Origin of the sequence: Bacillus sp. SLBN-46 (genome assembly GCF_031453555.1) — a bacterium.
Classification (GTDB): Bacteria; Bacillota; Bacilli; order Bacillales; family Cytobacillaceae; genus Neobacillus.
The window spans coordinates 4120052-4145738 of record NZ_JAVIZM010000001.1; the positions used below are offsets into that span (position 1 = coordinate 4120052).

29 protein-coding genes are annotated in these 25687 nt (G+C 37.6%); 11 read left to right on the forward strand and 18 right to left on the reverse strand.

What is annotated here, in order from left to right; genetic code table 11:
• Positions 1 to 92: 92 nt before the first annotated feature.
• Positions 93 to 1025 carry a beta-ketoacyl-ACP synthase III gene (locus QFZ87_RS20980; RefSeq protein WP_309865850.1) on the reverse strand — a complete coding sequence of 311 codons (933 nt, stop codon included), beginning with the start codon at positions 1023 to 1025 and terminating at the stop codon, positions 93 to 95.
• A 193-nt stretch (positions 1026 to 1218) separates the two neighbouring features.
• On the opposite strand from QFZ87_RS20980, the gene QFZ87_RS20985 reads away from it, so the two are divergent.
• Positions 1219 to 1461, forward strand: coding sequence for a hypothetical protein (locus QFZ87_RS20985; RefSeq protein WP_309865852.1), 243 nt, complete (start codon positions 1219 to 1221; stop codon positions 1459 to 1461).
• 32 nt (positions 1462 to 1493) lie between these two features.
• Here QFZ87_RS20985 and QFZ87_RS20990 read toward each other — a convergent pair whose 3' ends face one another.
• The 4 genes from QFZ87_RS20990 to QFZ87_RS21005 form a co-directional block, all read right to left on the reverse strand.
• Positions 1494 to 1694, reverse strand: a complete 201-nt coding sequence (locus QFZ87_RS20990) for a ComZ family protein (protein WP_308080548.1) — start codon at positions 1692 to 1694, stop codon at positions 1494 to 1496.
• Positions 1695 to 1714: 20 nt separating this feature from the next.
• Positions 1715 to 2662, reverse strand: coding sequence for a BMP family ABC transporter substrate-binding protein (locus tag QFZ87_RS20995; RefSeq protein WP_309865855.1), 948 nt, complete (start codon positions 2660 to 2662; stop codon positions 1715 to 1717).
• 146 nt (positions 2663 to 2808) lie between these two features.
• A complete protein-coding gene (locus tag QFZ87_RS21000; RefSeq protein WP_309865857.1) occupies positions 2809 to 3645 on the reverse strand; it encodes a hypothetical protein in 837 nt (278 codons plus the stop codon).
• A 79-nt stretch (positions 3646 to 3724) separates the two neighbouring features.
• Positions 3725 to 4447 carry an alpha/beta fold hydrolase gene (locus QFZ87_RS21005; RefSeq protein ID WP_309865859.1) on the reverse strand — a complete coding sequence of 241 codons (723 nt, stop codon included), beginning with the start codon at positions 4445 to 4447 and terminating at the stop codon, positions 3725 to 3727.
• 169 nt (positions 4448 to 4616) lie between these two features.
• On the opposite strand from QFZ87_RS21005, the gene QFZ87_RS21010 reads away from it, so the two are divergent.
• Entirely contained in the window at positions 4617 to 4799 is a 183-nt protein-coding gene (locus QFZ87_RS21010; protein ID WP_308080552.1) for a YjzD family protein, read from the forward strand.
• A 76-nt stretch (positions 4800 to 4875) separates the two neighbouring features.
• On the opposite strand, the gene clpB is transcribed toward QFZ87_RS21010, so the two are convergent.
• Positions 4876 to 7482, reverse strand: a complete 2607-nt coding sequence (clpB, locus tag QFZ87_RS21015; protein WP_309865862.1) for an ATP-dependent chaperone ClpB — start codon at positions 7480 to 7482, stop codon at positions 4876 to 4878.
• Between the two features lie 119 nt (positions 7483 to 7601).
• Positions 7602 to 7781: a YjzC family protein gene (locus QFZ87_RS21020; protein WP_309865864.1), complete on the reverse strand. Its 180-nt coding sequence runs from the start codon at positions 7779 to 7781 to the stop codon at positions 7602 to 7604.
• A gap of 272 nt (positions 7782 to 8053) precedes the next feature.
• Between QFZ87_RS21020 and QFZ87_RS21025 the strand changes: the two genes are divergently transcribed.
• Positions 8054 to 8746, forward strand: coding sequence for a Crp/Fnr family transcriptional regulator (locus tag QFZ87_RS21025; protein WP_309865866.1), 693 nt, complete (start codon positions 8054 to 8056; stop codon positions 8744 to 8746).
• Positions 8747 to 8782: 36 nt separating this feature from the next.
• Here QFZ87_RS21025 and mobB read toward each other — a convergent pair whose 3' ends face one another.
• A complete protein-coding gene (gene mobB / locus QFZ87_RS21030; protein WP_309865868.1) occupies positions 8783 to 9325 on the reverse strand; it encodes a molybdopterin-guanine dinucleotide biosynthesis protein B in 543 nt (180 codons plus the stop codon).
• Positions 9313 to 10578, reverse strand: coding sequence for a molybdopterin molybdotransferase MoeA (locus tag QFZ87_RS21035; protein ID WP_309865871.1), 1266 nt, complete (start codon positions 10576 to 10578; stop codon positions 9313 to 9315). The genes mobB and QFZ87_RS21035 overlap by 13 nt, the downstream gene beginning before the upstream one ends.
• Before the next feature lie 244 nt (positions 10579 to 10822).
• On the opposite strand from QFZ87_RS21035, the gene ric reads away from it, so the two are divergent.
• A complete protein-coding gene (gene ric, locus QFZ87_RS21040) occupies positions 10823 to 11521 on the forward strand; it encodes an iron-sulfur cluster repair di-iron protein (RefSeq protein WP_309865873.1) in 699 nt (232 codons plus the stop codon).
• Positions 11522 to 11628: 107 nt separating this feature from the next.
• Here ric and moaA read toward each other — a convergent pair whose 3' ends face one another.
• The gene (moaA, locus tag QFZ87_RS21045) at positions 11629 to 12645 is read right to left on the reverse strand and encodes a GTP 3',8-cyclase MoaA (protein WP_309865875.1); all 1017 of its coding nucleotides are present in this window, start codon (positions 12643 to 12645) and stop codon (positions 11629 to 11631) included.
• Between the two features lie 310 nt (positions 12646 to 12955).
• Here moaA and QFZ87_RS21050 point away from each other — a divergent pair, with 310 nt between their 5' ends.
• Positions 12956 to 13654: a Crp/Fnr family transcriptional regulator gene (locus QFZ87_RS21050; protein ID WP_309865877.1), complete on the forward strand. Its 699-nt coding sequence runs from the start codon at positions 12956 to 12958 to the stop codon at positions 13652 to 13654.
• Positions 13655 to 13711: 57 nt separating this feature from the next.
• Here QFZ87_RS21050 and QFZ87_RS21055 read toward each other — a convergent pair whose 3' ends face one another.
• Together QFZ87_RS21055 and QFZ87_RS21060 are read right to left on the reverse strand one after the other, a co-directional pair.
• Positions 13712 to 14839 carry a TIGR04053 family radical SAM/SPASM domain-containing protein gene (locus tag QFZ87_RS21055; RefSeq protein WP_308080560.1) on the reverse strand — a complete coding sequence of 376 codons (1128 nt, stop codon included), beginning with the start codon at positions 14837 to 14839 and terminating at the stop codon, positions 13712 to 13714.
• 203 nt (positions 14840 to 15042) lie between these two features.
• Positions 15043 to 15351 (reverse strand): metal-sulfur cluster assembly factor, encoded by a 309-nt coding sequence (locus QFZ87_RS21060; protein ID WP_308080561.1) that lies wholly within the window; start codon positions 15349 to 15351, stop codon positions 15043 to 15045.
• A gap of 244 nt (positions 15352 to 15595) precedes the next feature.
• On the opposite strand from QFZ87_RS21060, the gene QFZ87_RS21065 reads away from it, so the two are divergent.
• The 3 genes from QFZ87_RS21065 to QFZ87_RS21075 are packed head-to-tail and all read left to right on the forward strand — an operon-like array spanning position 15596 to position 16859.
• The gene (locus QFZ87_RS21065; RefSeq protein ID WP_309865879.1) at positions 15596 to 16411 is read left to right on the forward strand and encodes a Cof-type HAD-IIB family hydrolase; all 816 of its coding nucleotides are present in this window, start codon (positions 15596 to 15598) and stop codon (positions 16409 to 16411) included.
• 24 nt (positions 16412 to 16435) lie between these two features.
• On the forward strand, positions 16436 to 16672 hold the full coding sequence (locus QFZ87_RS21070) for a hypothetical protein (protein ID WP_309868125.1): 237 nt from the start codon (positions 16436 to 16438) through the stop codon (positions 16670 to 16672).
• A gap of 1 nt (position 16673) precedes the next feature.
• The gene (locus tag QFZ87_RS21075) at positions 16674 to 16859 is read left to right on the forward strand and encodes a DUF3813 domain-containing protein (protein WP_309865881.1); all 186 of its coding nucleotides are present in this window, start codon (positions 16674 to 16676) and stop codon (positions 16857 to 16859) included.
• 23 nt (positions 16860 to 16882) lie between these two features.
• Here the strand turns inward: QFZ87_RS21075 and QFZ87_RS21080 are convergent, their stop codons facing one another.
• Both QFZ87_RS21080 and QFZ87_RS21085 read right to left on the reverse strand, forming a co-directional pair.
• Positions 16883 to 17671 carry a BsuPI-related putative proteinase inhibitor gene (locus tag QFZ87_RS21080; RefSeq protein WP_309865882.1) on the reverse strand — a complete coding sequence of 263 codons (789 nt, stop codon included), beginning with the start codon at positions 17669 to 17671 and terminating at the stop codon, positions 16883 to 16885.
• Between the two features lie 18 nt (positions 17672 to 17689).
• On the reverse strand, positions 17690 to 18532 hold the full coding sequence (locus QFZ87_RS21085) for a YitT family protein (protein WP_309865884.1): 843 nt from the start codon (positions 18530 to 18532) through the stop codon (positions 17690 to 17692).
• Positions 18533 to 18648: 116 nt separating this feature from the next.
• On the opposite strand from QFZ87_RS21085, the gene QFZ87_RS21090 reads away from it, so the two are divergent.
• Positions 18649 to 19506 carry a DegV family protein gene (locus QFZ87_RS21090; RefSeq protein WP_309865886.1) on the forward strand — a complete coding sequence of 286 codons (858 nt, stop codon included), beginning with the start codon at positions 18649 to 18651 and terminating at the stop codon, positions 19504 to 19506.
• Between the two features lie 35 nt (positions 19507 to 19541).
• Here the strand turns inward: QFZ87_RS21090 and QFZ87_RS21095 are convergent, their stop codons facing one another.
• Both QFZ87_RS21095 and QFZ87_RS21100 read right to left on the reverse strand, forming a co-directional pair.
• A complete protein-coding gene (locus tag QFZ87_RS21095; RefSeq protein ID WP_081810752.1) occupies positions 19542 to 19673 on the reverse strand; it encodes a DUF3941 domain-containing protein in 132 nt (43 codons plus the stop codon).
• Between the two features lie 73 nt (positions 19674 to 19746).
• Positions 19747 to 20610 (reverse strand): CvfB family protein, encoded by an 864-nt coding sequence (locus QFZ87_RS21100; protein ID WP_309865889.1) that lies wholly within the window; start codon positions 20608 to 20610, stop codon positions 19747 to 19749.
• A gap of 169 nt (positions 20611 to 20779) precedes the next feature.
• Here QFZ87_RS21100 and QFZ87_RS21105 point away from each other — a divergent pair, with 169 nt between their 5' ends.
• Together QFZ87_RS21105 and QFZ87_RS21110 are read left to right on the forward strand one after the other, a co-directional pair.
• Positions 20780 to 21271 (forward strand): YajQ family cyclic di-GMP-binding protein, encoded by a 492-nt coding sequence (locus tag QFZ87_RS21105; protein WP_309865891.1) that lies wholly within the window; start codon positions 20780 to 20782, stop codon positions 21269 to 21271.
• A 147-nt stretch (positions 21272 to 21418) separates the two neighbouring features.
• Positions 21419 to 22291 (forward strand): SDR family oxidoreductase, encoded by an 873-nt coding sequence (locus QFZ87_RS21110; protein WP_309865893.1) that lies wholly within the window; start codon positions 21419 to 21421, stop codon positions 22289 to 22291.
• A gap of 37 nt (positions 22292 to 22328) precedes the next feature.
• On the opposite strand, the gene QFZ87_RS21115 is transcribed toward QFZ87_RS21110, so the two are convergent.
• Together QFZ87_RS21115 and asnB are read right to left on the reverse strand one after the other, a co-directional pair.
• Positions 22329 to 23726 carry an alpha-amylase family glycosyl hydrolase gene (locus QFZ87_RS21115; protein WP_309865895.1) on the reverse strand — a complete coding sequence of 466 codons (1398 nt, stop codon included), beginning with the start codon at positions 23724 to 23726 and terminating at the stop codon, positions 22329 to 22331.
• A gap of 92 nt (positions 23727 to 23818) precedes the next feature.
• Positions 23819 to 25666: an asparagine synthase (glutamine-hydrolyzing) gene (gene asnB / locus QFZ87_RS21120; protein WP_309865898.1), complete on the reverse strand. Its 1848-nt coding sequence runs from the start codon at positions 25664 to 25666 to the stop codon at positions 23819 to 23821.
• Positions 25667 to 25687: the final 21 nt, after the last annotated feature.

Here is a 25687-nt window from a genome sequence, read left to right on the forward strand (position 1 = left end):
TCAACTATCATTTCCCTTTTTTGTAATAGTAAATGTTATTTTCAAGCAATTCAACTTTTATAGATACTAGTAAGTATCCTTACACCTAATCTTTATTTCCCCCAACGTATAGCAATAGCTCCCCATGTCAAGCCACCACCAAAGCCTACCATGACAATAACATCATCATCTTTAAGTTTTCCTGCCTCCAATTCCTCCACAATAGAAATAGGAATGGATGCAGCTGATGTATTACCATATTTATGAACGGTTTTGGACATTTTTTCAACAGGTAGTTCTAATCTTTGTCTGGATGCTTCCATGATACGAATATTCGCTTGATGCGGTATTAAGAAATCAACATCCTCTTTTGTTAAACCGGCCTTCTCAAGAACGTGTAAACTGCTTTCTCCCATTTGTCTAACAGCAAACTTAAATACTTCTCTTCCATTCATAATGATATATTCGTCTTGGTATAAATGCTTTGCTCCTGTACCATCCGCCCCCAGCTCAAAGGACAAAATTCCACGATTCTCTGAAACTGGACCCAAAATGGCAGCACCAGCACCATCGCCAAAAAGGACCGCTGTATTTCGATCATTCCAGTCTGTAATTTTTGAAAGCTTTTCAACACCCACGACTAGAACATATTTATATACTTCAGTTTCTATAAACTGCTTTCCAGTAACCATGCCATACATAAAACCGGCACATGCTGCACTAATATCCATTGCAGCTGCCTTCGTTGCACCAAGTTTCTCTTGAATCCGACAAGCTACTGAAGGGAATGGTGTATCAGGTGTTACCGTAGCTACCAAAATTAAATCAATTTCCTCCGCAGTAATCCCGGCATGTTTCATCGCATCTTGAGCTGCTGCTAACGCCATATCTGATGTATCTACATCATCCGTAGCAATTCTCCGTTCTTCAATACCTGTTCTGGTACGAATCCATTCATCAGAGGTATCCATCATTTTCTCTAAATCCTGATTAGTGACTATCTTCTCTGGTAAATACCTACCAATTCCGACAATACCAGCTCTCACACGTTCCATCTCCTTTTTTACTAACTCTTTATCCAAAAATTAATATCAATTATTATGACTTGGTACTAATTTTATCAAATAGACCCCATTTTAAGCAACTGTTTCTTCTTTTATATTCTCCGCTAATGTACATTCCATTTACTTGTTTAGTCATATTCTAAAATAAAGAGGAAATGAAATGGAGGATGCAGGTATGGAAGAACGGAAGAACGAGGAGAGAAAAGAGTCAGACCGTTTTACCAGTTTAATGTTTGGCCCTGGTAGACATCAACCCCGTCAGGATCATCAGACACAAGAACCATCTCGTCAACAATCCACGATTGATTATGAAGAACTAATGAACAATATTGATACATTAATGGAATCTATGAAGGGATTTAAACCCTTATTTCAAAAAGTATATCCTTACATCGAACAATTATGGAAAAAAAAATAAGGCTGACTCATAAAGGGTCAGCCTTTTCATCATTAAGATTGCTTCAATTCACTTAGGGCACTTTCTCTTCCTAATTCATATGCCTCTTCCATTACTTTAGTAAATAGGTTCATAAATGGTTGGATTAATTCCATAGATAATTCTACCCCAGCCTGATCCAATTGTTCCTTTGCCTCTGGTAAATACTTCATCGCGATTTGCATAAATTGTAATGTGTGATCTTGATTGTTCATTATGTACTCCTTTAATAATATTATTTAGGCAATTTGCCTGTTTCCTTGTAATCCTCTATATGCTTGTTCATTTTCTGAATGAACTCTTTCTTAACTAAAGGGCTGTACTTTCCAAGTGAGATGACGTTATCTTGAAAGTCAAAGGAAAGATTACCTGATTTTAGTTCGCCTTTATTGTATTGATCTGCCACTTTTTCATATAATTTATCAACCTGTTGAATCGTACTTGTTAAAACGGTAGATTCTCCTAAATCAGACTGGTCTGAAACGTAGCCGATAACAAAAAGGCCTTGTTCCTTCACTCGTTCAATTACCGGAACGTTATAACCATCCCCTGCAGGATACACCACATCAACACCATTTTCTAACATACGATCAACTAATTGGAGTGCCTTAGTTTCATCATCCCAATTTCCGACATATTCTATGCTCACATGGGTTTGATTATTTTCAGCTAGAGCTCCTTGGTAAAACCCTTCAATTTCTGGTTGCCACTCATAAGCAGCCAACACTCCCACTTTATGTTGTTTTGACATATGAGCAGCAACCATCCCTCCAAAAAAGCCCATTGCATGCGCTTTAAAGTTAAGACTCGTTGTATTTGAATTTTTTGCATCTCCATTAAAGCTGACAAAGTGAATTTTCGGATAGTCTTTAGAGATTTTATTAAAGTACTCGGCATATTCTGCTCCATGACCAAAGATCAGGTTAACACCTTTTTGGTCAAATTCTTCAACCGCACGTTTAACCACGGCCTCCGAATTCATTCCTTCTTTATAAAATACATCAACATTAAATTTTGATTGTATTTTTAACATTCCTTTAAATCCTTTTGTTCCCCATACTTGATCATTTACCGTCTCAGGAACAAGCAAGCCTACCTTTTGCAATTTCCCTGTAGACTTTGTTTCCCCACAAGCTCCAAGTAAAAGAAGACATAAAAGAATGACTCCGAAACGCTTTAGCATTCCATGCAACTCCTTAAAACATCGGCCATATCTCCAACGATTTCTTTTATCATTTTCATATTGTGAATATTAAGCTATGCGAAAGGACCGTTTTTCCCTTAATTCTACTCTTTGAATTATAAAATGAAAAGACACATTTTTCCTTTTTATAAATTCCCCTGAAATAAACGACGTACATGCTCTACTTGCTGGGTTAGAGAGTCAGCGATTGGAGTGATGTGTCGAACAGGTACTTTTACTATTTGTTTTTCAAATTTCACAGGCTCCGATACGTTCTTTATAGAAAGGTTTTCATCAATCTGAAGGTACGCCGCGCACTCAGACCAATAATCTTTTTTACCACTTTGTAACACATATTTACCTGGCCTCTCTGATTCTACCATATCAAAAATAGATTCCACTGCATCACATACAAAGAGAGTATCCTCTGTCCATTCTCTGTCACCTTTTTGTATTTCTACTTTTTGTATTTTTGAAAGTATGGATTGTTGAAAAAGGAACGTCTCTGGCTGCCAGGGGCCATAGATAGCTGGCAGATAAAAAACATGCATGCTCTCTGCTATACAACTTACCTGTTCTAAAAAGCCCTCTAATTGTCTTTCATTATTAGACCCAAGCTCTTGAATCGGAAGCAAACAAACTATCTCTAGATTTTTATTATTTTTCTCGATATAATCCGCTATCGGTTTCATAACTCTCTTCTTTAGGAAGTGGGATTCTTTTTTCAGCATGTATTGGTCATAGATTGAAAAGACAAGTACTGTTTTTGACTTTTCCAGTTCTCTCACCTTTTCCCACTTAGAGAATGATTGTTCAGTAAAATTAGCATTTCGTCCTACCTCAAGTCTTTTCTCCTCATAGAATGGAATTTTGTCTTTATCCTCAAAAGAAATACCCACAACTTCTATCCCTTGATTTAAAAGAGTCTGGCTTGCATGAAAGCTTACAAAATCATATATACCAAATATAATAGCCTTGTCCATGAACGCTTCCTCCCCAATTATCCTTATTGAATCCTATGCCAATTAATAAGGAAATATTTCTTTTGGGGAGAAGCGAGCGTTAAAGTACATTTTCATGACTGTTAAAAAACTTGATGACTATTTTTCCTAGCTGCGGTTTTTTTTCAGGAAGAATAAAAGTAGGGTTAATTTCAGAAGTGCTGATTATCTGCTGATACAATTTTGACTGGGAATAGGATTTCCCACCTGATAGGACTTGAATGATTTTTATTGGACAGTTCGCTTCAAGATGAATAGGACCTTCCAGATTGTTAATCTTACTTTCCACTTCTTTTTGATCCACATGATAGGCAGCAGCTAATTCTCTCATCAATTTTTTATAAAAGAACTTATGCTCTTTTTCAAGTTCAAGATGATGTTTTAAGGACAGGATTGGATTAAGCAGGATAATTGATCGAATACTTTCCTTCATTTTTTCCATTAATCGAAGAGCCACAAGTGCGCCCATTCCTTCTGCCAAGATATGAATTTTATTGTTAATAATCTCGTTACGAATGACATGGTGATATAACCTTTGAGCAAGCTCGACAGCACTTTCGCTCCCCCAGTTTCGTCCATAAAGATTTGAGGAAAAAATGGTGTACCCTTTTTCTTTTAGCTCATTGATCATTGCTAGCTTTCCTTCATTTTGTGTCCAAAAGCATTTATTTTCATCCACAAAATGCCTTTCATCTCCAATGATTAAGATACCGAATCCTGTAGGCTTTTCAGGGTAATGAATGATATTCCATTGGGTATCCATTAGAAAATTTCGATTTTCCATTGATAAATCTCCTTTTACATATTTCCTCAAAGTATTGTATGCCACTTCACAAAAGATGAAAGGGAGTTTGCCCAATTTCATTTAAAACAAAAAGCTGATTTTTCTATATTTTTTTGAATTGGTATGGTAAGATTAATGATGATGTAAAATAAGTATGAGGTGAATAATTGTGCAATACTTTTGGACATTTTTCTGGTCATTTCTTTTAGTACAAATGCTTACATATGTTATTAGCTCTATGTCAGGAGTAAGTTTTGACTTTGTCTCCGGTTCTATTGCAGCAGTTGTAGTGACAATTTTGGTTTTCGTTGTTTCTGCAGTTATTCCAAATGAACCAGTTGAAAAACACTAATAAGCAAACCGTCCGTTTGGGAATGTAAAAAAAGAGGCTGACTCCTTAAGCTTTAGAGTCAGTCTCTTTTTACTTCTTAGCCATTAAGCTCATGAACCCTTAAACTTACTTCTCCATTTTCAATGACAATTTCCACTGATGAATGTTCATGTACACGCCCAGCTATGATTTCACGGGCGAGTTTCGTTTCAATATTCCTTTGTATATACCGTTTTAATGGTCTTGCACCATATATAGGATCAAAACCATTCTCAGCAATAAATTTCTTTGCATCATCTCGAATTGAAATATCAATTTGCTGCTGCCTTAATCTCATTTGTAGTTCCTTCATCATTTTAACCACAATATTTTTTATTTCTCCCAATGACAGAGGTTTAAAAAGAATGGTTTCATCAATTCTATTTAAAAATTCTGGACGAAAATGCGCTCTTAGTTGGTTCATTACGTTGTCTCTAGTATCCTCCGAAATGCCCATTTCATTATCTCTTCGATCCAGTAAAAAGTGTGATCCAATATTGGAGGTCATGATAATCACTGTATTCTTAAAGTCCACTACCCGACCTTGTGAATCAGTAATTCGCCCATCATCTAGTGCCTGCAAGAGAATATTGAAAACTTCTGGATGAGCCTTTTCAATTTCGTCCATCAAGATCACGGAATAAGGTCGCCTTCTCACAGCTTCTGTCAATTGTCCGCCTTCTTCATACCCTATATAGCCAGGAGGTGCACCGATTAAACGTGAAACTGCATGTTTCTCCATATATTCCGACATATCAATACGGATAATCTGTTCCTCGCTGTCAAATAGCGATTCTGCCAATGCCTTTGCAAGTTCTGTTTTCCCTACACCTGTAGGACCCAAAAATAAGAACGATCCAATTGGTCGATTAGGGTCTTTAATTCCTGCCCTTGCTCGGAGTACAGCATCAGCCACTAAGTTGACTGCTTCCTCTTGTCCAATGACTCTTTCGTGTAAAATCGACTCCAATTTTAACAGCTTTTCTCTTTCACCTTCAACCAGTTTAGAGAGTGGAATCCCTGTCCATCTGGAAACAATATTTGAAATTTCTTCCCCCGTCACCTCTTCACGCAGTAAGCGGTCATCTCTTACTATGGCCAGCTCTAACTCTTTCAGTTCTTTTTCTGCTAAGGGAATTTGTCCATGGCGAAGCTCGGCTGCATGGTTTAAATCATATTGATCCTCTGCCTGTTGAAGCTCTCTCCTAAATTTTTCAAGTTGTTCCCTTTTCTCCTGTAATTTCTGAATTCCTTGCTTTTCTTGAAGCCACTTCGCTTTCTTCATATTCGCTTGCTCTTTTAAATCCGCCAATTCCTTTTGAAGTGTTTCCAATCTGACTTTACTGCCTTCATCACTTTCTTTTCTTAATGCCGCTTCCTCGATTTCTAATTGCATGACTCTTCGTGTGACTTCATCAAGTTCGGTAGGCATTGAATCAATTTCCGTCCGAATCAGGGCACAGGCTTCGTCTACAAGGTCAATAGCCTTATCTGGTAAAAAACGATCTGTGATATACCGATCCGACAACGTCGCAGCAGCTACAAGTGCATGATCATGGATTTTCACTCCATGGTGAACTTCGAACCTTTCTTTTAAACCTCTTAAAATGGAAATTGTATCTTCTACATTTGGTTCTTGCACAAGAACCTGCTGGAATCTCCGTTCAAGTGCAGGATCTTTTTCAATATATTTCCGGTGTTCATCAAGTGTAGTAGCACCAATACAGTGAAGTTCTCCTCGAGCAAGCATTGGTTTTAACATATTTCCTGCATCCATTGCGCCTTCGGTCTTGCCTGCCCCAACAATAGTATGGATTTCATCAATAAAAAGCAGGATTCGCCCTTCGCTTTTTTTGATTTCATTTAACACAGCTTTTAACCTTTCTTCAAATTCACCCCTAAATTTGGCACCGGCAATTAGCGCACTCATATCTAAAGAAAAGATTGTTTTGTCCTTTAGACCTTCCGGTACATCCTTTCTGACAATCCGCTGGGCCAGTCCTTCTACAATAGCTGTTTTACCAACCCCTGGTTCGCCAATTAAAACAGGATTATTTTTTGTTTTCCTCGATAATATCCTGATAACATTACGAATCTCTGTGTCCCTTCCGATTACTGGATCTAGCTTCCCTGCTCTGACCTCAGCAACCAGGTCTCTTCCATATTTCTTTAGAGCATCATATCCTGCTTCCGGGTTTTGCGAAGTCACTCTCTGGTTCCCCCTTATCTCTTTAATCGCCTTTAATACATTTTCTGGTGATTTACCAAATGATAGCAGAATCTTTTTCATTTCAGAATCATTTGCATAGCATGCTGCTAACACTATGTGTTCAACCGATATATACTCATCACCAAACTTAGCTGCAAATTCTTCAGCGCTAACGATCAACTTTTGCAGCTTTGTGGTTATATATAATTTCCCTTGTTCCACGCCACTTCCAGTGACCTGAGGTTTTTTAGAAATAGACTCCATCCATTTTCTTTGAACTTTCTCAACAGACAAACCGGTCCTTTCAAGGATAGATACAATGAGACTATCCTCCTGATCCATTAACGCCAAAAATAAATGGGGTTCATCCACCTCTTGATGATTATTTTTAACAGCTAAAGATTGGGCATCCATTAATCCTTGTTGTAAACGTTCTGTCATTCGGTTTAAGTCCATACATCTCACTCCTTATTTGACCATTTTTGACCTTAACTTAATTATAAAACATTTCTCTAAAAGAAGTAAAATTTTTCACAATAGAAAAGCCACCCGTATGGATGACTTCTCTTGATACATTAAGGTTTTCTTTGATAGGTCCATACACGTTCATCATTGGACGTTTCTGGAAAAGGATCTCCCGCTTTAAGCTTTATTTTTTTTGGGTTGTTAACAGTGCTTCCTGTGTCGCCAACCTCAATGTATATTCCATTATTCGGTGCCTTTTTACCTGATTTAAACTGGTGGTTTTGTCCCATTTTCTTCCCTCCTTGTCGTCTACATTTTTATTATTTCCTTTTCGGTAGAGGTCATTAAAGGAATTTACTGCAAGTTTTCACAAAGTTCGACAATATTTCCTAAGAAATATTATGAATGCTTTTTAAAATATGAAGATTGTATGAACTTATTGTACATTTATTGCTAAATATTCTTTGTTAACAATATAATTATAGTAATAATATCCTTGTAAAATTTGACTGTGTTTTTATTATTAAGCGGTTTATTTGAACCTTTAAAGGTGGTTATTTGTATGCAGTCAGTAAAAGAAATGCCCGTAACACTTTCCCATCTCTTTGATACGGTTCACCATAATAGAAAGATCGAAAAAGGGACTTTTCTTTTTCAAGAAGGATCAAACGCAGATGAATTATATATTATTCAAAGTGGAATCCTGCAAATTAGCAAAATTATTCCTGATGGTAGAGAATTAACTCTTCGAATGTGCTCAAAAGGCGAACTGGTTGGGGAATTAAATTTATTCTCTCCAACTTCAAAATTTTTATTAAGTGCACGTGTAGTTGAAAGTGGAGAAGTAGCTGTTATTAAGAAAGAAACACTTGAGGAAAAGCTCTCACAAGATCTTCCACTTTCCTTTGAGTTCATCCAATGGATGAGTCAACAATATCGGAAAACCCAAACTAAATTTCGAGATTTAGTCCTTCATGGAAAAAAAGGCGCATTGTATTCCACATTAATTCGAATAAGTAATAGCTATGGAATAAAAACAACTAAAGGAATCCTAGTGGAACTTCCTTTAACGAATCAAGAATTAGCTAATTTCTGTGGGACCTCTCGTGAAGTAGTAAATCGGCTTCTAAGTGATTTAAGAAAAACAAATATTATTTCTATTGATAAAGGAACAATTACGATTCATGATTTAGATTACTTAAAAAGGGAAATCGACTGTGAGGATTGTCCTGTTGAAATATGTAAAGTGGATTAAGCAAGACTATATTGCACAATAAAAAAATCGGTCCATTCAGACCGATTTTTTTTGTATCCGTTCCTGAACATATTGAATAGTCCACTTAAGGGCTCTTTCATCACTGATTAAAAAGGATGGACCAGCCCACTTTTCTTTCACCTGTTCCTTTACTTCCTCACTCCAGGAAATCACCGCTAATACATTGTTCACTTTTTCGAGTAATCGTATGTCAGAGGTCTCTTTAATTAATACAAGCTTGGGATAATGCTCTTGCTTATGACCTTCGACTATTATGACATCAGGCTTAAAGAATTTCATTAGCTCTACCTGATCATCAAGATTGCAAACAATCTCCTCTGCTTGAAGAAGAATTCTTCCGCCTCCCTCAACAATGGATGCAAGTGCACCCGAGGTTAGATGTTTGCCTGTATCCTTTGACATCGATACATCAGGCTTACCGCCATGCCCATGATGCTTAATGGTTACTGTCTGTAACTGGTCGTTTTTTAATCGTTCGATTAACTTTAATGTAAAAGTAGTTTTGCCGCTATTTTGAAACCCTACAATTTGAAAAACAACAGGATTTACCAAGGCCACTCACTGCCTGATTGGTCCTCCAATAAAAGAACTTCTACTTCACAGCCTGCTGTAAAACCTCTTGTTCCACCTGGCAGAATCATTAACGAATTGGCGCCAGCTAAGCTCATAATAATGTTTGATTTGTCTAGACCGCTCGGTGTAGATTTAAGTCTGCCTGCTTCTATAAACGTTGAACTTCGAACAAACCTTGTAAATGGATTGGCTTTTGGAAAGTCTACTTCAAGTACAGCCAGTTCTTTACGCAAATGCGGTTTTTCCGAAAATAACATTCTCCGAAGGATTGGGCGGGCAAACAGTTCAAATCCGACATAACAGGCTGAAGGATTACCAGAAAGCCCAAATAAAATCTTTTCTTTATATCGGGCAACCGTTGTTACACTACCAGGCCGCATTGCTACTTTATTAAACAACACTTCTGCGCCTAGTTTTTCATAAATAGCTGGAAGGTAATCAAAATCTCCTACAGATACCCCTCCAGTTGTTACCAGAACGTCCACTTTATTTAATGCATCCTTCACTGCATCAAAGCAGGTATCAAATTCATCAGGTAATTTTCCAAAATAATGGACAATTCCACCAGCTCTTTCAATCTGCGCACAAATCATATGTGAATTACTATTACGTATTTTTCCTGGAACTAAATCTTCATACACCTCTAATAGCTCTGTACCGGTCGCAAATAGACCCACAAGTGGCTTTTTAGCTACTGGAACATTATGATAACCGAAAGTCGCAAGCATGGCTTGGATACCTGGGTTGATGAGTGTCCCTTTTTTCACAAGAACTTCTCCTTGTTTCGCATCTTCCCCTATGAAGGAAACATTATCCCCCTTCTTAAATGGACGCTTAATAGACATGTATGGAATTCCATTCTTTTCATAATCCTTTGCCAACTCAAACATAACCACTGCATCGGTTCCCTCAGGCATCATAGCACCGGTCATAATTCTAACAGCTTGATTTTGACCAACAACTTTGGTTGAAACCATCCCGGCTCCAATATGATCGACTACTTCGAATTCTAGAGGATTGTATTGAGAGGCTTGACTCGTATCAATAGACCTAACCGCAAAACCATCATATGGCGCCCTATCAAAATGGGGCACATCACTGGTTGCAATTAAATCCTCCGATAAAAAACGGCCATAGCTATCATTTATGGATATGTATTCGGTCGCACCACGTAATTGGAATTCCATGATCTTTTTAACCGCTTCTCCTATTGGGATGGGGTTTCTTCTTTCTAACATCCTGCTCACTCCTGCCTAAAACGGGTAGTTTAACTTTATGTACAATATATGAACTACTATACATTACATTATAAGCCTATAGAAACCTTGCTAATATATCAAATATCACAAATCGGACAAATCTTACCTAAAAAAACAAAAAATCATATTTAATGTGTGATTTAGGTCACCTAGTTTCCACTCTAATTCCAGTATGCTTATATCAAGAAAACATACAGCTTCAAATTTTAAGGAGGATATCATTATGACTTTCCCATTTACATCTAACTCATTAGTTAAAGATATTGTAAACGAATTGCCAAAAACAAGTGACGTGTTTAAGAAAAACCGTATTGATTTCTGCTGTGGTGGAAATATTCCATTGGCTGAAGCAGCAGCCCAAAACGGACTCAATACCGATCATTTACTTACAGAATTAAAAGAAGTATTCAAGAAATATGAAAACGAAGAGAAAAATATAGAGGTATGGACTGATTCTGATTCTAATACGATTATTGACCACGTAATCACTAATTATCACCGTGTGTCTGAAGAAGAATTAACCATGCTTAGCCCTTATGTAACAAAGGTATCTCGCGTACATGGTGATAATCACCCAGAGCTATTAAAGGTATATGAGCTTTTTTATGAATTTAAAAAAGAATTGATGGAGCATATGGCAAAGGAAGAGGCTGTAGTCTTCCCATTAATCAAGCAACTGGCTGATGGCACAGTGGAAAACCGTGAAGAAGCCATTAATATGATTGTTGAGCTTGAAAAAGAACACGATCATGCAGGTGAAATTTTGAGAGAAATCCGGGCAGTGACATCTGATTATACCCTTCCATTAGATGCTTGTGGTACGTACCGCTTAGTCTATGCTCGTTTGGAAGCATTAGAAGGACTAACCTTCATGCATGTACACTTAGAAAATAATATCTTATTCCCACGATACCTATCATAATAAAAAAAGGCTGTCTCATAATCCTGTTGAGACAGCCTCTTTTGTGAAATGAAAAACTCTCTTATTTTTGCTAAGAGAGTTTTTCATTCTTTAATATAGTTGGGAGATTATCCTCCAATGTAAGACATCTCAATTTTTTTGCGGTTTTTCGTTGTCTCCGCCGTTCTTTCATCCGAATATCGATCTTCCCGCCCATTCCAAATGGCGGTTACTCTATTACGGATTTCTTCATCACTAGCGCCATTACGCATGAAATTACGGATATCATGGCCATTCCCATTGAATAGACATGTAAAAATTTGTCCATTTGCTGAAAGTCGTGAACGTGTACAGCTGGAACAAAACGATTCAGAAACAGATGTAATGAATCCTACGTTAACGTTCGTATCCTTATAACGATAAAGCTTGGCTACTTCCCCAAAATATGCGGGGTCAATTGGCTCTAGCTCAAAATGCTCTTTTAGTAAATAGTACATTTCCTTCTTGGTAACAACATCGTCCATTTTCCACCCATTGGTAGAGCCAACATCCATAAACTCAATATAACGTAATTCCAATCCATTGTTTTTGCAGTATTCTGCCATTGGTATGATCTCTGAATCATTTAAACCTTTTTTTACTACCATGTTGATTTTGACACCTAGCCCTGCTTGTTTAGCTGCTTCAATACCTTCTAAAACAGGTCCTGTCCCAACACCTCGTCCATTTATTTGGCCGAACAACTCATCATCCAAGGTATCAAGACTAACATTGACCCTTTTAAGACCTGCTTTTTTTAAGTCCATTGCTAATTTTGGAAGCAGGACACCGTTTGTCGTTAACCCGATGTCACTTAAGCCTTCAATGGCTGATAACTTTTCAACAAGTATTGGCATATCTCTTCGTAATAGTGGTTCTCCGCCTGTTAAACGAATTTTTTCTACACCTAAGCTAACAAAAATCTTTGCAAGACGTTCAATTTCCTCGTAGGTTAACAACGCGGTCTTCGGAAGAAATTCAAAATCTGGCCCAAATTGATCTGCTGGCATACAGTATTGGCAGCGAAAATTACAACGGTCAATGACTGATATTCTTAAATCACGTAATGGCCTGTTAAATTTATCTTTTATAATGGTTTTTTCCATTCAATATCAACTCCATTTAAGGAAGCAATTTACTTATAAGTGTAGCAGTCTTTTGGTTTGAAAGCTGTTACTTTATTCACTATAAATATACTTTTAATATAATTCTTATCTTAACAGATGTTTGTTGATGAAGAAATGATTGTTTTTGGTAATCTATAAGCCTTTCTTAGTTTTTAAAAAAAACTACGTGAGTTTTCACTATATTGTCATTGTTTACCCCAATTTATTGATCAATCATGGGATAGAATGATACTAATGAATCCTTAATAAAAATTGACAGTTTAAAAAAATGTTACTTGAGGTGAAACGGATGACAACGACAATGAAACCCACTCATTCCATAGAGATAAAAGAATTACTTCGATTTGCTGACCGGAAATTTAGAAGTGAAAGAGGAAGCTACTTATTTCAGGAAGGGATGAAAGCAGAGGAACTTTACATTATCATTTCCGGAAAAGTTCAAATCAGCAAAATAACATCAGATGGGCGTGAACTATCTTTAAGAATTTGCGGTGCAAATGACATTTGTGGTGAATTGACACTCTTTACAGATAATCCTAGGTACTTATTAAGTGCAAAGGTACTCGAAGAAGGAGAAATTGTAGCCATAAAAAAAGATGTGATTGAAAGTGAAATTTTTCAAAATAGTAAGCTTGCTTTTGAATTCATGAAATGGATGAGCGATCATTTCCGAAAAACACAAACAAAATTTCGTGACCTTGTGTTAAATGGAAAACGTGGCGCGCTTTTTTCTACTTTAATTCGAATGACTAATAGCTACGGTATTCAAAAAGATAATGAAATTTTAATTGACCTGCCTCTAACTAATCAAGAGCTCGCCAATTTCTGTGGAACTTCTCGAGAAAGTACCAATCGAATCCTCAGTGACTTAAAGAAAGATAAAATTATTTCTATAAAACGAGGTAAAATATCTATTTTAGATCTTCAATATTTAAAAGACGAGATCGGTTGCGAAAATTGTTCTGCCGTATATTGCAATATTGAATAGCTGTTATTGATTGAAGAGGCTGACTTTTTAAGGTCAGCCTCTTCTTTTTTACCTTTATTATTTTTGAACCTGTTTTTCACGTAGTGCTTTTGGAATATAAACACAGAACGGTTCGCTTTCAAGATAATCACCCGTCATAGCATAAGCTCTTGACCTTGAACCGCCACATACATGACGGAATTCACAGACCCCACATTTTCCTTTATAAAGATCAGGATTCCGTAGTGATTTGAAAATGGGTGATTCACGATAAATTTCTGCTAATGGCTGCTCCCTTACATTCCCTGCCTTAACTGGTAAAAGTCCACTCGGGTAAACATCCCCAATATGCGATATGAAGACAAAGCCATTTCCATCATTTACGCCTTTTGGTGCTCGACCTAAACCATCGATTGAGCCTGTTAATCCCTGTTCTGTTAATGCACTTAGATAATCTATCTCTGCTGTTTGTTCCTTAGCCTCACGCATCTTTTGCTGAATAACCACACGACGATAATGCTGTGCTGCTGTTGTTTTTATATCAAAAGAAACGCGTTTACTTAAATCATAAAGCCATCTGAACACTCTTTCATGTTCAACTGGAGAGATCATATCGGATTCTTGGCCTCTTCCTGTTGGTACAAGGAAAAAGACACTCCATAATACACAGTTGAGCTCTTCAACCATTTTTGCCATTTCATCAAGATAATTTATATTATAGCGAGATATTACGGTATTGATTTGGATAGGGATCTCCAACTCATGAAGATATTTAATTCTTTCCATTGTAAGATCGAAGGATCCAGCCGTTCCACGGAAATGATCATGTACCTCTGCTGTTGGCCCATCAATACTAAATGCCCAGCGAGACAGCCCGACATCTTTTGCTTTTTCAATGGCTTCTTTCGTCACGTTAGGAGTGGCACTAGGCGTCATTGAGACACGTACGCCTTTTTCTACTGCATATTTAGCAATGTCAAAAACGTCTTCCCTCATTAAGGGGTCCCCACCCGTAAAGACAAGCATTGGATTATTCATTTCATATATTTGATCAATTAACTGTTTACCTTCCTCAAAGGAAAGCTCACGAGGATCTCTTCTATATTGTGCTTCGGCTCGACAGTGCAAACACTTTAACTGACACGCACGTGTAAGTTCCCAAATAACGATAAATGGATCTTTATTAAAATCTCGGCTAAAAGCCATATGAAACGCCCCCTAAAACGGCTATTTCAACTCAAACAGCCTTAATACTCTGTATTATAAAGGTGTTTATAGTCGAAAAAAGTGAACTATCTCACAGACTTAAAGATATATATGGACGTTTTGTGAATCCGTCGAAAAGAAAAAACAGTGGATGGAACTCCACTGCTTTTAAAGGTTATATTATTTAAAATTTCTACTTATACTTAACGGATGCCTAAAGCAATTTTCGCATAGCGTGACATCATTTCTTTATTCCAAGGCGGATTCCAAACAATATTTACTTCTACATCCTTGACTTCAGGAATATCCGCAAGAGCTCTTTTTACTTGATCAACGATTGTTCCAGCCAAAGGGCAGCCCATTGAAGTTAATGTCATATCAATAGTGACCTTTCCTTCATCATCCATTTCTGTTTTATATACTAATCCTAAATTAACAATGTCTACACCTAGTTCTGGGTCAATGACTAACTCCAATGCACCCATAATATTCTCTCTTAAATCCTCATTCATTTTCTTCCGCTCCTTTAAATGGTACGATTTATAACAGTATTTACTTATCGATAAAAAGTATATCGGTTTTTATCCAATCTTGGTGTGAAATTTTTTACAGTTTGGATATATAATTGTTAACATAGTAAATATAGAAATAATTAGTCCATTGTTTTTGAACTCATTAAATGTAGTGTATCATGCAGTTCATTTTTTTACTAAAAGAATGCATTTATTTGAGAATTCATAGTATAAAGGAGTCCATATGGCAGAGAGACATTTAATCGCATTAGATTTAGATGGAACATTACTAAAAGATGATAAAACCATCTCTTTAAAAACGAAGGAAATTCTGAATAAAGCAAGGGATGAAGGTCATGTCGTTATGATTGCAACTGGCCGCCCTTTTCGTTCAAGTGAAATGTATTATCGTGAGTTAAATTTGGACACGCCCATTGTTAATTTTAACGGAGCGTTTATGCATCATCCTCGGAATCCTAATTGGGGATTTTATCATGAACCACTTGATGTTAAGGTAGCAAAAGATATTGTTGAAGCTTGCAGAAGCTTTCATTTCCATAACATCATTGCAGAAGTAATCGATGACGTTTATTTTCACTATCATGATGAAAAGCTTTTAGACATTTTTAGCTTCGGTAATCCAAAGATAACTACTGGTGACCTTGCTGAATACTTACAAGATTCCCCAACCAGTATGTTAATCCATACCGAAGAAGATCAATTAAAGACGATTAGAAAGCACTTATCCAATGTTCATGCAGAAGTGATTGATCACCGCAGTTGGGCTGCGCCATGGCATGTTATCGAAATCATAAAAATCGGATTAAATAAGGCAGTTGGACTGAAGAAGGCTTCAGAGTACTTTAGCATTCCTGCAGAAAGAATCATTGCTTTTGGGGACGAGGATAACGATCTTGAAATGCTTGAATATGCTGGTCGTGGTATTGCTATGGGTAATGCCATTGACCAAGTAAAAAACATTGCCAATGATGTCACCCTAAGCAACGAAGAAGATGGAGTCGGACAATATTTGGCAGATTTGTTAAATTTAAAATTATAACTTTTATCGCCATTGTTTTCCTAAATGAACAACCTCCAATTGGAGCATACTATTTTTGAGGCAGCGGTGCTGTTTCAATCAAAGCTTGAGCATATTGGAGGGATTCGAATGGGTAAACGTAACAAATCAAAACGCTTTGTCCAGCAAGGAGTGGATACTGTCAGCAAGCATGATGAACGTATCCCTTATCACATGACCTACGCTGAAGCAGAAGCTCAGAAAATGGCCAATGTGCATGAATCCTCGCTTGGAGGAATATAACATGGGAAACCAATTGTTCCAGGAAGCACGGAGATTTGTTGAAATGGCGAAGTCTGCCAACCCAGCTGAGTATGATTCTGCTGTAGCAAAAGCAAAGAATGCTCTAAGTTCTGCTTATGCAAACTCGACTGTAGCAGAGCAGGCACAGCTCCAACAAATGCAACAAGAGCTTGAACAGATCAGATAGCTGCACAAAAAGCAGAAGCACCTTTATTCGGTGCCTCTGCTTTTTTCATGATTAAATTGTTCAAGTATTGCAGGATAGGAATGATTCGTTTTTCCGTCCCGGCTCTTTTCATAAAGGTTTAACATCAAGGAACCATTGGCAGGAAGCCTTTCATTCGGAAGATGGACCTTTAGCTTAAATGGTCGCCACTCCCCCTTATCAGAAGAAACTAAAAGCTTTGTTTCAGGGATAAATTCCGAATGGCCATCTTCAACTGAATAATATAATTCACGGTTACTTACATTTGCCTCACCAGTGACAACATAATTCCCTTTGGTGCCTGACACCTTTACCTCTCGGAACACATTATTTTCTTCTGGAACATAGAATTTTTGACTATTGGTTAGCTTGGTTCGATTTGTGATAGGTTGGTCATTTAACTTAATAGGACGGAATGTGGTATGAACCGTATACTCACTAGGCGGAACCCTGCTCCCCTTAAATTGATAATTCCATTTTTCTACTCGTCTAAAGGATTGATGCGGTTCTATACTAACCGTCTGAAATGCCTGCAAAAAATACCGCCCTTTTGAATAGACATAAACCTCCTTACCTGATTGGTCCGTAATCGTTATTTCAACCAATTGAGAAGTTGGAAATTCAAAGTGAAGCGGTATCTCCCCAGTGTTTTCTACGACTATTTCGAAATCTACCCTTTCTGATCCCGCAGTCGGAATGACATAAAAACGATAATCCAGTTCGTTCACCCCATTTGTAACTGGTTTTTGCAAAGTTGGGAAAAGTAATGTAATAACACAAAGTAGTATTCGCATGTTGGTCTCCTTTTTCCTTTATTCTCTCCGAAAAAAACCATATACTCCTGTGGTCTGAATGATATTTGTAAATGCATTTGGATCTATTTCCTTAATAATTCGTTCTAAATCATAAAGCTCATAGCGCGTAATGACAATCATTAGCAGGTCCCTTGTTTCATTTGAAAACGCTCCTTTTGCTGGAATCATGGTGATTCCTCTAACTAGTGACCCATGGATGGCCTTTTTCAGTTCGTCTGCTTTTTTCGTTATAATCATCGCCGTGAGCTTCGCATGTCTTGTATGAATGGCATCAATGACTCTTGTTGAGGTATATAAAGTAACTAGGGTATAAAGTGCTTTCTCCCACCCAAACTGGAAGCCCGCGGTTACAATGATTATCCCATTTAAGACAAACATGTACGGACCCACCGGCTTGTCCTTCATTCTCGATAAAACCATTGCGATGATATCCACACCACCTGTTGATGCTCCCCACTTCAAAGTAATCCCTACACCTACAGCTAAAATAACCCCACCAAATACGGCGTTAAGCAAAATATCTTGAGATACCTGTTTGATAGGTACGATGGTTAAAAAAAAGGAGGACATCAACACACTTAAAAAGCTGTAAACGGTAAATGATTTTCCTACTTTTCTCCACCCCAGAATAGCCACTGGGATATTTAATAAGAGCAATAAAATACCCATAGAGAGTTGAATAGGTGTATAATCACTTAGCACCTTTGAAAGTAATTGGGCGATTCCTGTAAATCCGCTTGAATAAACATTAGCCGGAATGAGAAATAAATTCATTGCCAGTGCATTTAATAACGCACCCGCGATTACAATAACTATTTTTTTCGATTCTTGCCAGAGCAATGATAGTTCCCCCTTTATTCTTTTTGTTTGTCAATCCTTCTAAAAATAGATAATTGTATTTTTTAAGCGAAACCGATAAACTGAAACTAAATAACGCTTGAAAGCAGGTGAGCTTCGTGCAGGTAAAAATACTAGCAGATAGCGCATGCGATTTACCTAAAAGTTTTTATGAGGAAAACAATGTCACACTTCTCCCATTAAAGGTCCATCTAAATGGAGAAGAATACGAAGATGTTAAAAATATTGATCCAAAAACGGTCTATGACGCCATCAGAAATGGTTCTACGCCTAAAACCTCTCAGACCTCTCCCCTTTTGTTTGAAGAAGTCTTCACACAAATGGCCGAAAGAAATGAAGATGGAATATACATAGCCTTCTCTTCCGAGCTATCAGGAACTTATTCAACCGCTGTTATGATTCTTGACCAAGTGAAGGAAAAATATCCAAACTTTAATTTAACGATCGTGGATACTAAATGTGCTTCTCTTGGTGTTGGACTAATAGTAAAAGAAGCAGCCAAGCTTGCGATGAACAATGCGAGCAAACAGGACATTTTAAACGATGTACGTTTTAGAAGTGAGCATATGGAACATCTTTTCACCGTTGAGGATTTAGATTATTTAGCAAAGGGCGGCCGTGTATCCAAGGCCTCTGCCTTCCTTGGCGGCCTTTTAAATATTAAACCGATTTTAAATGTTGAAGATGGAAAGCTCGTTCCGATTGAAAAAATTAGAGGGAAAAAGAAGGTACTACGCCGTATTATTGAAATCATGAATGAACGTGGCGCCAATATGGGGGAACAGACTATTGGCATTAGTCATGCGGATAATGAGGAATTGGCTCAAGAGATGCGAGCAATGATTGAGGAAGAGTTTCATCCAGAAGAGGTTTATATCTCTAACATTGGTTCAGCTATCGGTGCTCATACAGGTGCAGGAACCATATCCATTTTCTTTTTGAACAAACTATCATAAATAACAAAAACCAGAGCATTCCGCTCTGGTTTTTGTTATTTATGATCTGTCTTTTTAGAATATTGATTTTTACCTGCCTGACGATTTTTTTCGCGCATCATATTTTTCTCATGTCTCAAGGCGTTATTATCCTGTGCTTTTTTATCATTATCAGATGTGTGTGGCATGTAATTACTCCTTTCGTAATTCCTTTGTCAGTCATTATTGTCTGTCATTACGAAATAGAGTATGTAATCTGAGTTAATCTTTTTTTACATACGTCCAGCTACCTTCTTGATATACCTTTCCGTCTTTCATTAGTTTTCCGAGTCCCCGTTTAAATGCACCCTTGCTTAAGTTGAAACGGTCTTGTATATCCTCAGGCGTACTTTTATCATTATAAGGCATAGCTCCGTTTCTGCTGAGAAGGTATTCGTAAATTCGGTCTGCATCGGTATCCTGAGATTCTTCTTTCCTCGCAAGTAAGGACACATTCACCGTTCCATCTTCCTTCACATCGATGATCCGCCCCTCCACTTTTTCGCCTAAACGAGGCTCTTTTGGTCTTTGTGATTCATGAATAAATCCTTTAAAACCTTCTAACGTATAAATCCAACTGCCAACCTTAGCTGTCCGGTATATGTGCCCTTGAACATTTTTATTGAAATTCTCTCTGGTTGCTTTTACAGAAATAGATTCAATAACCTGATCACTGGCAAGTTTTGCATAGAGGAGATTATTGCTGCTTTGTTTTACTGTGATATAAACTAAATCGCCAACTTTTGGCCAGACAGACTTATGGACTGGCAGATCATCTATACCAAGCAAAAGGTCCTTTGGAAGTCCAATATTTAAAAAGACACCAATTCTCGGGTTCGTATCTGTTACCTTAACCCAACCATAGCGGCCTACAGCAATATTTGGTATGGTGGTTGAAGCAGAGACACGGCCTTCAGAATCCACATATAAAAAAACTTCTACTTCATCGCCTTCTTCTAATTCCTGATTAGCCTGATTTATATGCAATAACACATCTTCATTTCCGTCCGTTAAAAAATAGCCAAATGCTGCTTTTCTTGCAACAGTTAAGGTGGTTGTTTGGCCAATTAGTTCATTTATTGACATATTAACGTTCCTTTCCTTCGAAGCGTTTTAATTTCCATTTACGTTTTGTAGTTCATGCTGCTTTTTTTATAAAGTTGTTTGAACTGCTATATTTTACTATAATGTACCCATAAAGGGAAACTCTAGCAGGTATTGTTTCTACATACAATAAATACATGGAGGTTTGTTTATGTCTAAAGATAGCTCATTTGATATTGTATCCAAAGTTGATTTTTCTGAAGTCACTAATGCCATCACCCAAACAATGAAAGAAATTAGTACACGGTATGATTTCAAAGGAAGTAAGAGTGAAGTAAGTTTAGACAAGGAAGAACTTGTTCTCATTTCTGATGACGAGTATAAATTGGATCAATTAAAGGATGTTTTACTTGGAAAGTTGATTAAACGAGGGATCCCCGTTAGAAACCTTGACTATGGAAAAATTGAAAAGGCATCGGGCGGAACGGTCCGTCAAAGAGCTAAGCTTGTCCAAGGAATTGATAAAGAAAATGCTAAAAAAATTAATACCATCATTAAAAACAGTGGTGTAAAAGTAAAAAGTCAGGTTCAGGACGACCAAGTACGTGTCAGTGGAAAAAACCGTGATGATTTACAAAAAATCATTTCCTTGGTACGTGAAGCAGACCTTACTGTAGATGTACAATTTATTAACTATAGATAGTGATGTAACACTGAGGTTTAACTCGGTCATATGTAGTGTATATAAGACGAAAAGGATCCCATCCTTCTCGTCTTTTTTATTTTTGTTTCATAATTTCTCTATTAGTCCAAAGAATAACAAGATAAATCAATCATGGAGGTAATATGAATGAGTAATAAACCAAATCAACAAAAACAGACCTTTCCCCCACAACATCAGAACCATCAACCAGGAATAGAAAGTGAAATGGATCCACGACCAAAGTTTGTCGATTCAAATTATAAATCAGGAGGAAAGTTAGCAGGTAAAACTGCGATTATTACTGGCGCAGACAGCGGCATTGGAAAAGCAGTAGCTATTTATTTTGCTAAAGAAGGTGCCGATGTTGCAATAGCTTACTTAAATGAACACCAGGACGCAGAAGAAACAAAGCAGCTGATTGAGGCAGAGGGGCGCCGTTGTCTCCTTTTCTCTGGCGATATTGGGGAAGAAGACCACTGTAAAGAGATTGTTAATCAAACAATAGAGCAATTTGGTAAACTCGATATTTTGGTGAACAATGCAGCCGAACAGCATCCACAGCAAAGCTTACTAAATATTACGGCGGCCCAACTCGAAAAAACGTTTCGAACTAATATTTTTTCCTGCTTTTATATGACAAAAATGGCCCTACCCTATCTTAAAAATGGAGCCTCCATCATCAATACAGCGTCAATCACTGCCTACGAGGGAAATGAACAATTATTGGATTATTCGGCGACTAAAGGGGCCATTGTATCCTTTACTCGTTCCTTGGCTAAATCACTAGCCCCCCAAGGAATACGTGTAAATGGAGTTGCCCCTGGACCGATATGGACACCGCTCATTCCATCTACCTTCCCTGCTGACCAAGTTGCCACTTTCGGCTCCAATACCTTGATGGAGAGAGCTGGACAGCCCTTTGAACTGGCACCGAGTTATGTATTCCTAGCCTCAGATGACTCTTCCTATGTAAGTGGCCAAATGATTCATGTAAATGGTGGAAAAGTTGTAAATGGCTAATGATAAAAAAACGCATTGGGATTGTGCCCCAATGCGTTTACTCTGCTTTTTTTGTTTTTCTTCTTTTTATGATGAAGAAAAGGAAAATGGATACAAGAATATATACAATAATCATGGAAATAATCAGCGGAATATTGGCTCCACTCTTATCAGTTAATACATAAACCTCTGAGTTATCCCGGTCAAGAATAAGGATGTATTGATTATCTCGGCTCCGGACAATGTCCCCTCCAAGTAACCCCCTAAGTTCTTTACCGCTTTCCACTTGGTCCTTCGATAAAATGACTTTTTGTGATTTACTTGTATTATTAATGGCAACTACAGACGTTTCGCCTTTATACGTTCGTTTATAGACGATCATCCCCTTTTTCTCATAAAGCATGTCCATGCTACCTCTAGTTAATGAGGGGAGCTGATTTCTTAACTCTCCTATTTTCGTTATATAATCAATAAGGTCCTTATCCGCTCGAAAATTCATCTGCCTGCGGTTATCCGGAATTCCCCCACCAATTAGAGCAATTTCTGTCCCATAATAAATTAAGGGAATACCGGGTGTAGTGTATAAATAAGTCAATGCTGTTTTCCAACGTGAACCAGGGAACTGTCGCTTTTCAACAATGTCAGTAGTAAACCGAGTTGTATACTCATTGTCCATAAATGATGCTCGTAAAAAGGCTGGTTGTCCTTTTTCAGTATAAGCGTTGAGTTGGCTGAAGGATTCATCAGTAGTGGCAAACGCTTTTCTTACATTTTCAAGATTAGAGTAATCTAATAGACTGTCTATTCCAGCTTGCTCGTATTTCTTTTGGTCAGCTGTAGTATCTTTAGAAAGAACGCCAAGCAAGAAAAAATTCTTTTTCGTGTCTTTGATTTGTTTCGAAAAATCCTTCCAAAAACTTAATTGTGTTTGATTCACTTCTGGTAAACTATATCCATCTATTTGAGTCTTCTTAATCCACCATTTTGCCGCATCAATTAAGTAAGCCTCGTCCACGGAATGATTTGTAGCTTCGTTGGTTGTAACAAAATCAATGACTACCTTCATTTTCCGCTTATGCGCTTCTTTTACAAGCTCCTGAAATTTCTTTATAGGACCAAAGTGCTCGTCCGTTTTATAATAGTCGGTTACTGAGTAACCATGGTACCCATTTTTGGTATTATCAAAGATAGGGGTTAAACGTATGGCTGTAAACCCCATATCATGTATGTAATCTAGACGATCAATTATTCCTTGAAAATCACCGCCATGATAGGCTAACGGGTCTTTAGCATTTACATCCACATCATTGGTTATATCTCCATTGTTGAATCGATCAATCATAATGGAATAAAATGATTCATCCTGCCATAATCTGTTTTCTTTTTTTACGGCTGCCTGTGCAGGTAACGAAGAAAATAATAAGAAAGTAATGAGCATGAGTATCGTTTTTTTCATATATTTTTACCTAACCTCCCTATAAAAGGGAAGAGGATTTCCTCTTCCCTTCACTATTTTAATCCAACATGGTCTTTATTCCAAATGTAAAGTTATTTTACTATGTTAATATTATAATCCTTAAACCATGTATGAAGCTGAACAAGGTAGGCCAATAATTGTGGGCCTGTCATTAACTGACCAAACCATGGCTCCTGAAAGGATTTACCCCCCGAACTTACAATCCCTTCTAATTGGTCTTTTTGAAAGAATTCATGTAGAACGGAAGATTTATCTTGGAGGATTTTTTCCATCCATTTCTGAATGGCCATTGTATATTCGGGATTGTGTGTTTTTGGATAAGGACTTTTCTTTCGGTAAAGGACCTCCTCAGGAATAATACCTTCAAATGCTTTTCTGAGAATGCCTTTTTCCCTGCCGCGATACATTTTTAAATCCCAAGGGATATTCCAAACATACTCGACGAGTCGATGGTCAGCAAAAGGAACCCTAACCTCCAGACTAGCCCCCATACTCATCCGATCTTTGCGATCAAGGAGTGTTGTCATAAACCAAGTCATATTAATATAAAATAATTCTCTTCTCTTTGATTCTTCTAAAGTTTCTCCCTCTAGTTTAGGTGTTTCAGCAACCGCCTGTTTATATTGCTCCAAGCAATATTCATCTAACTTTAGTCTTTTCTGCCACTCAGGCTGTAGTAGTGCTTGCCGCTCATGGACAGAACGCATCCATGGAAAGCCCGGTCGCTCTAAGTCCTGTTGACGATGGAACCATGGGTACCCCCCAAAAATTTCATCCGCACATTCTCCTGATAAACTTACGACAAAATCTTTTTTGATTTCTTTGCAGAACCAAAGTAAGGAGGAGTCGACGTCTGCCATTCCCGGAAGGTCTTTCACGTGGGTCGCTTCTAATAAATCATTTACTAATTGTGCTTGAGTTATTGTCTTATTATTATGCTTGGTTCCAAAATGATTGGTCATCATTTGAATGAATTTCCCATCCGCTTCCGGCTGAAATTCATTCGAAGAGAAATATTGGTCATTTCCCTCATAATCAATTGAATAAGTATGAAGCTGCCCTTTTCCTTGATCTTCGAACCCCTTTGCAGCAATAGCGGTGATAATACTTGAATCAAGACCGCCTGATAAAAAGGTGCACAGCGGCACATCTGATACTAATTGTCTTGTGACGGCATCGGTAACCAAAAAACGGACTTTTTCCGCGGTTTCCTCTGCATTTTCCTTATGCTCCGCACTCTTTACATTCCAATAACGCCATATTTTCAGCCCATTCTTGGAAAAGGTTAAAGCATGTGCGGGTCTCAACTCTTTAATACCTTTAAATATACCCGATCCTGGTGATCTTGACGGTCCTGCACCAAAGACCTCTGCCAGTCCTTCATGGTCAATTTCTGTTTTTATTTCAGGATGGGCGAGTAGCGCCTTAATCTCTGAGGCAAAAACAAATCCTTTTTTATGCTCTTTAAAGAATAACGGTTTTACTCCTAAACGATCTCGTCCAATAAACAGTAGTTCCCTTTTTGAGTCCCAAACGGCAAAGGCGTATATCCCATTTAAATAATTTACGCACTCTTCTGCCCATTCTATATAGGCTGTTAACAGTACTTCTGTATCAGAATGACCCTTAAAGGAATATCCTTTAGTATGGAGTATTTTGCGGATATCTTCAGTATTATATAATTCCCCATTGTAACAAATGGTGTAATTAAAACCGTCCTTTTGTTTTGTCATTGGCTGTCTTCCCCCCTCAGGGTCGACAACAATTAATCGTTTATGCCCAAATCCTACATGCGTATCATACCAGATGTTAGTTTCATCAGGTCCTCTTCTTTCTAATGTATTAACCATTTTCTTGAGGGTTTCGGTTTCGTTCTTAATTGCTTTGTCAAAATCTATCCACCCCGAGATTCCGCACATTTATTTCACTTCCCTACTTTC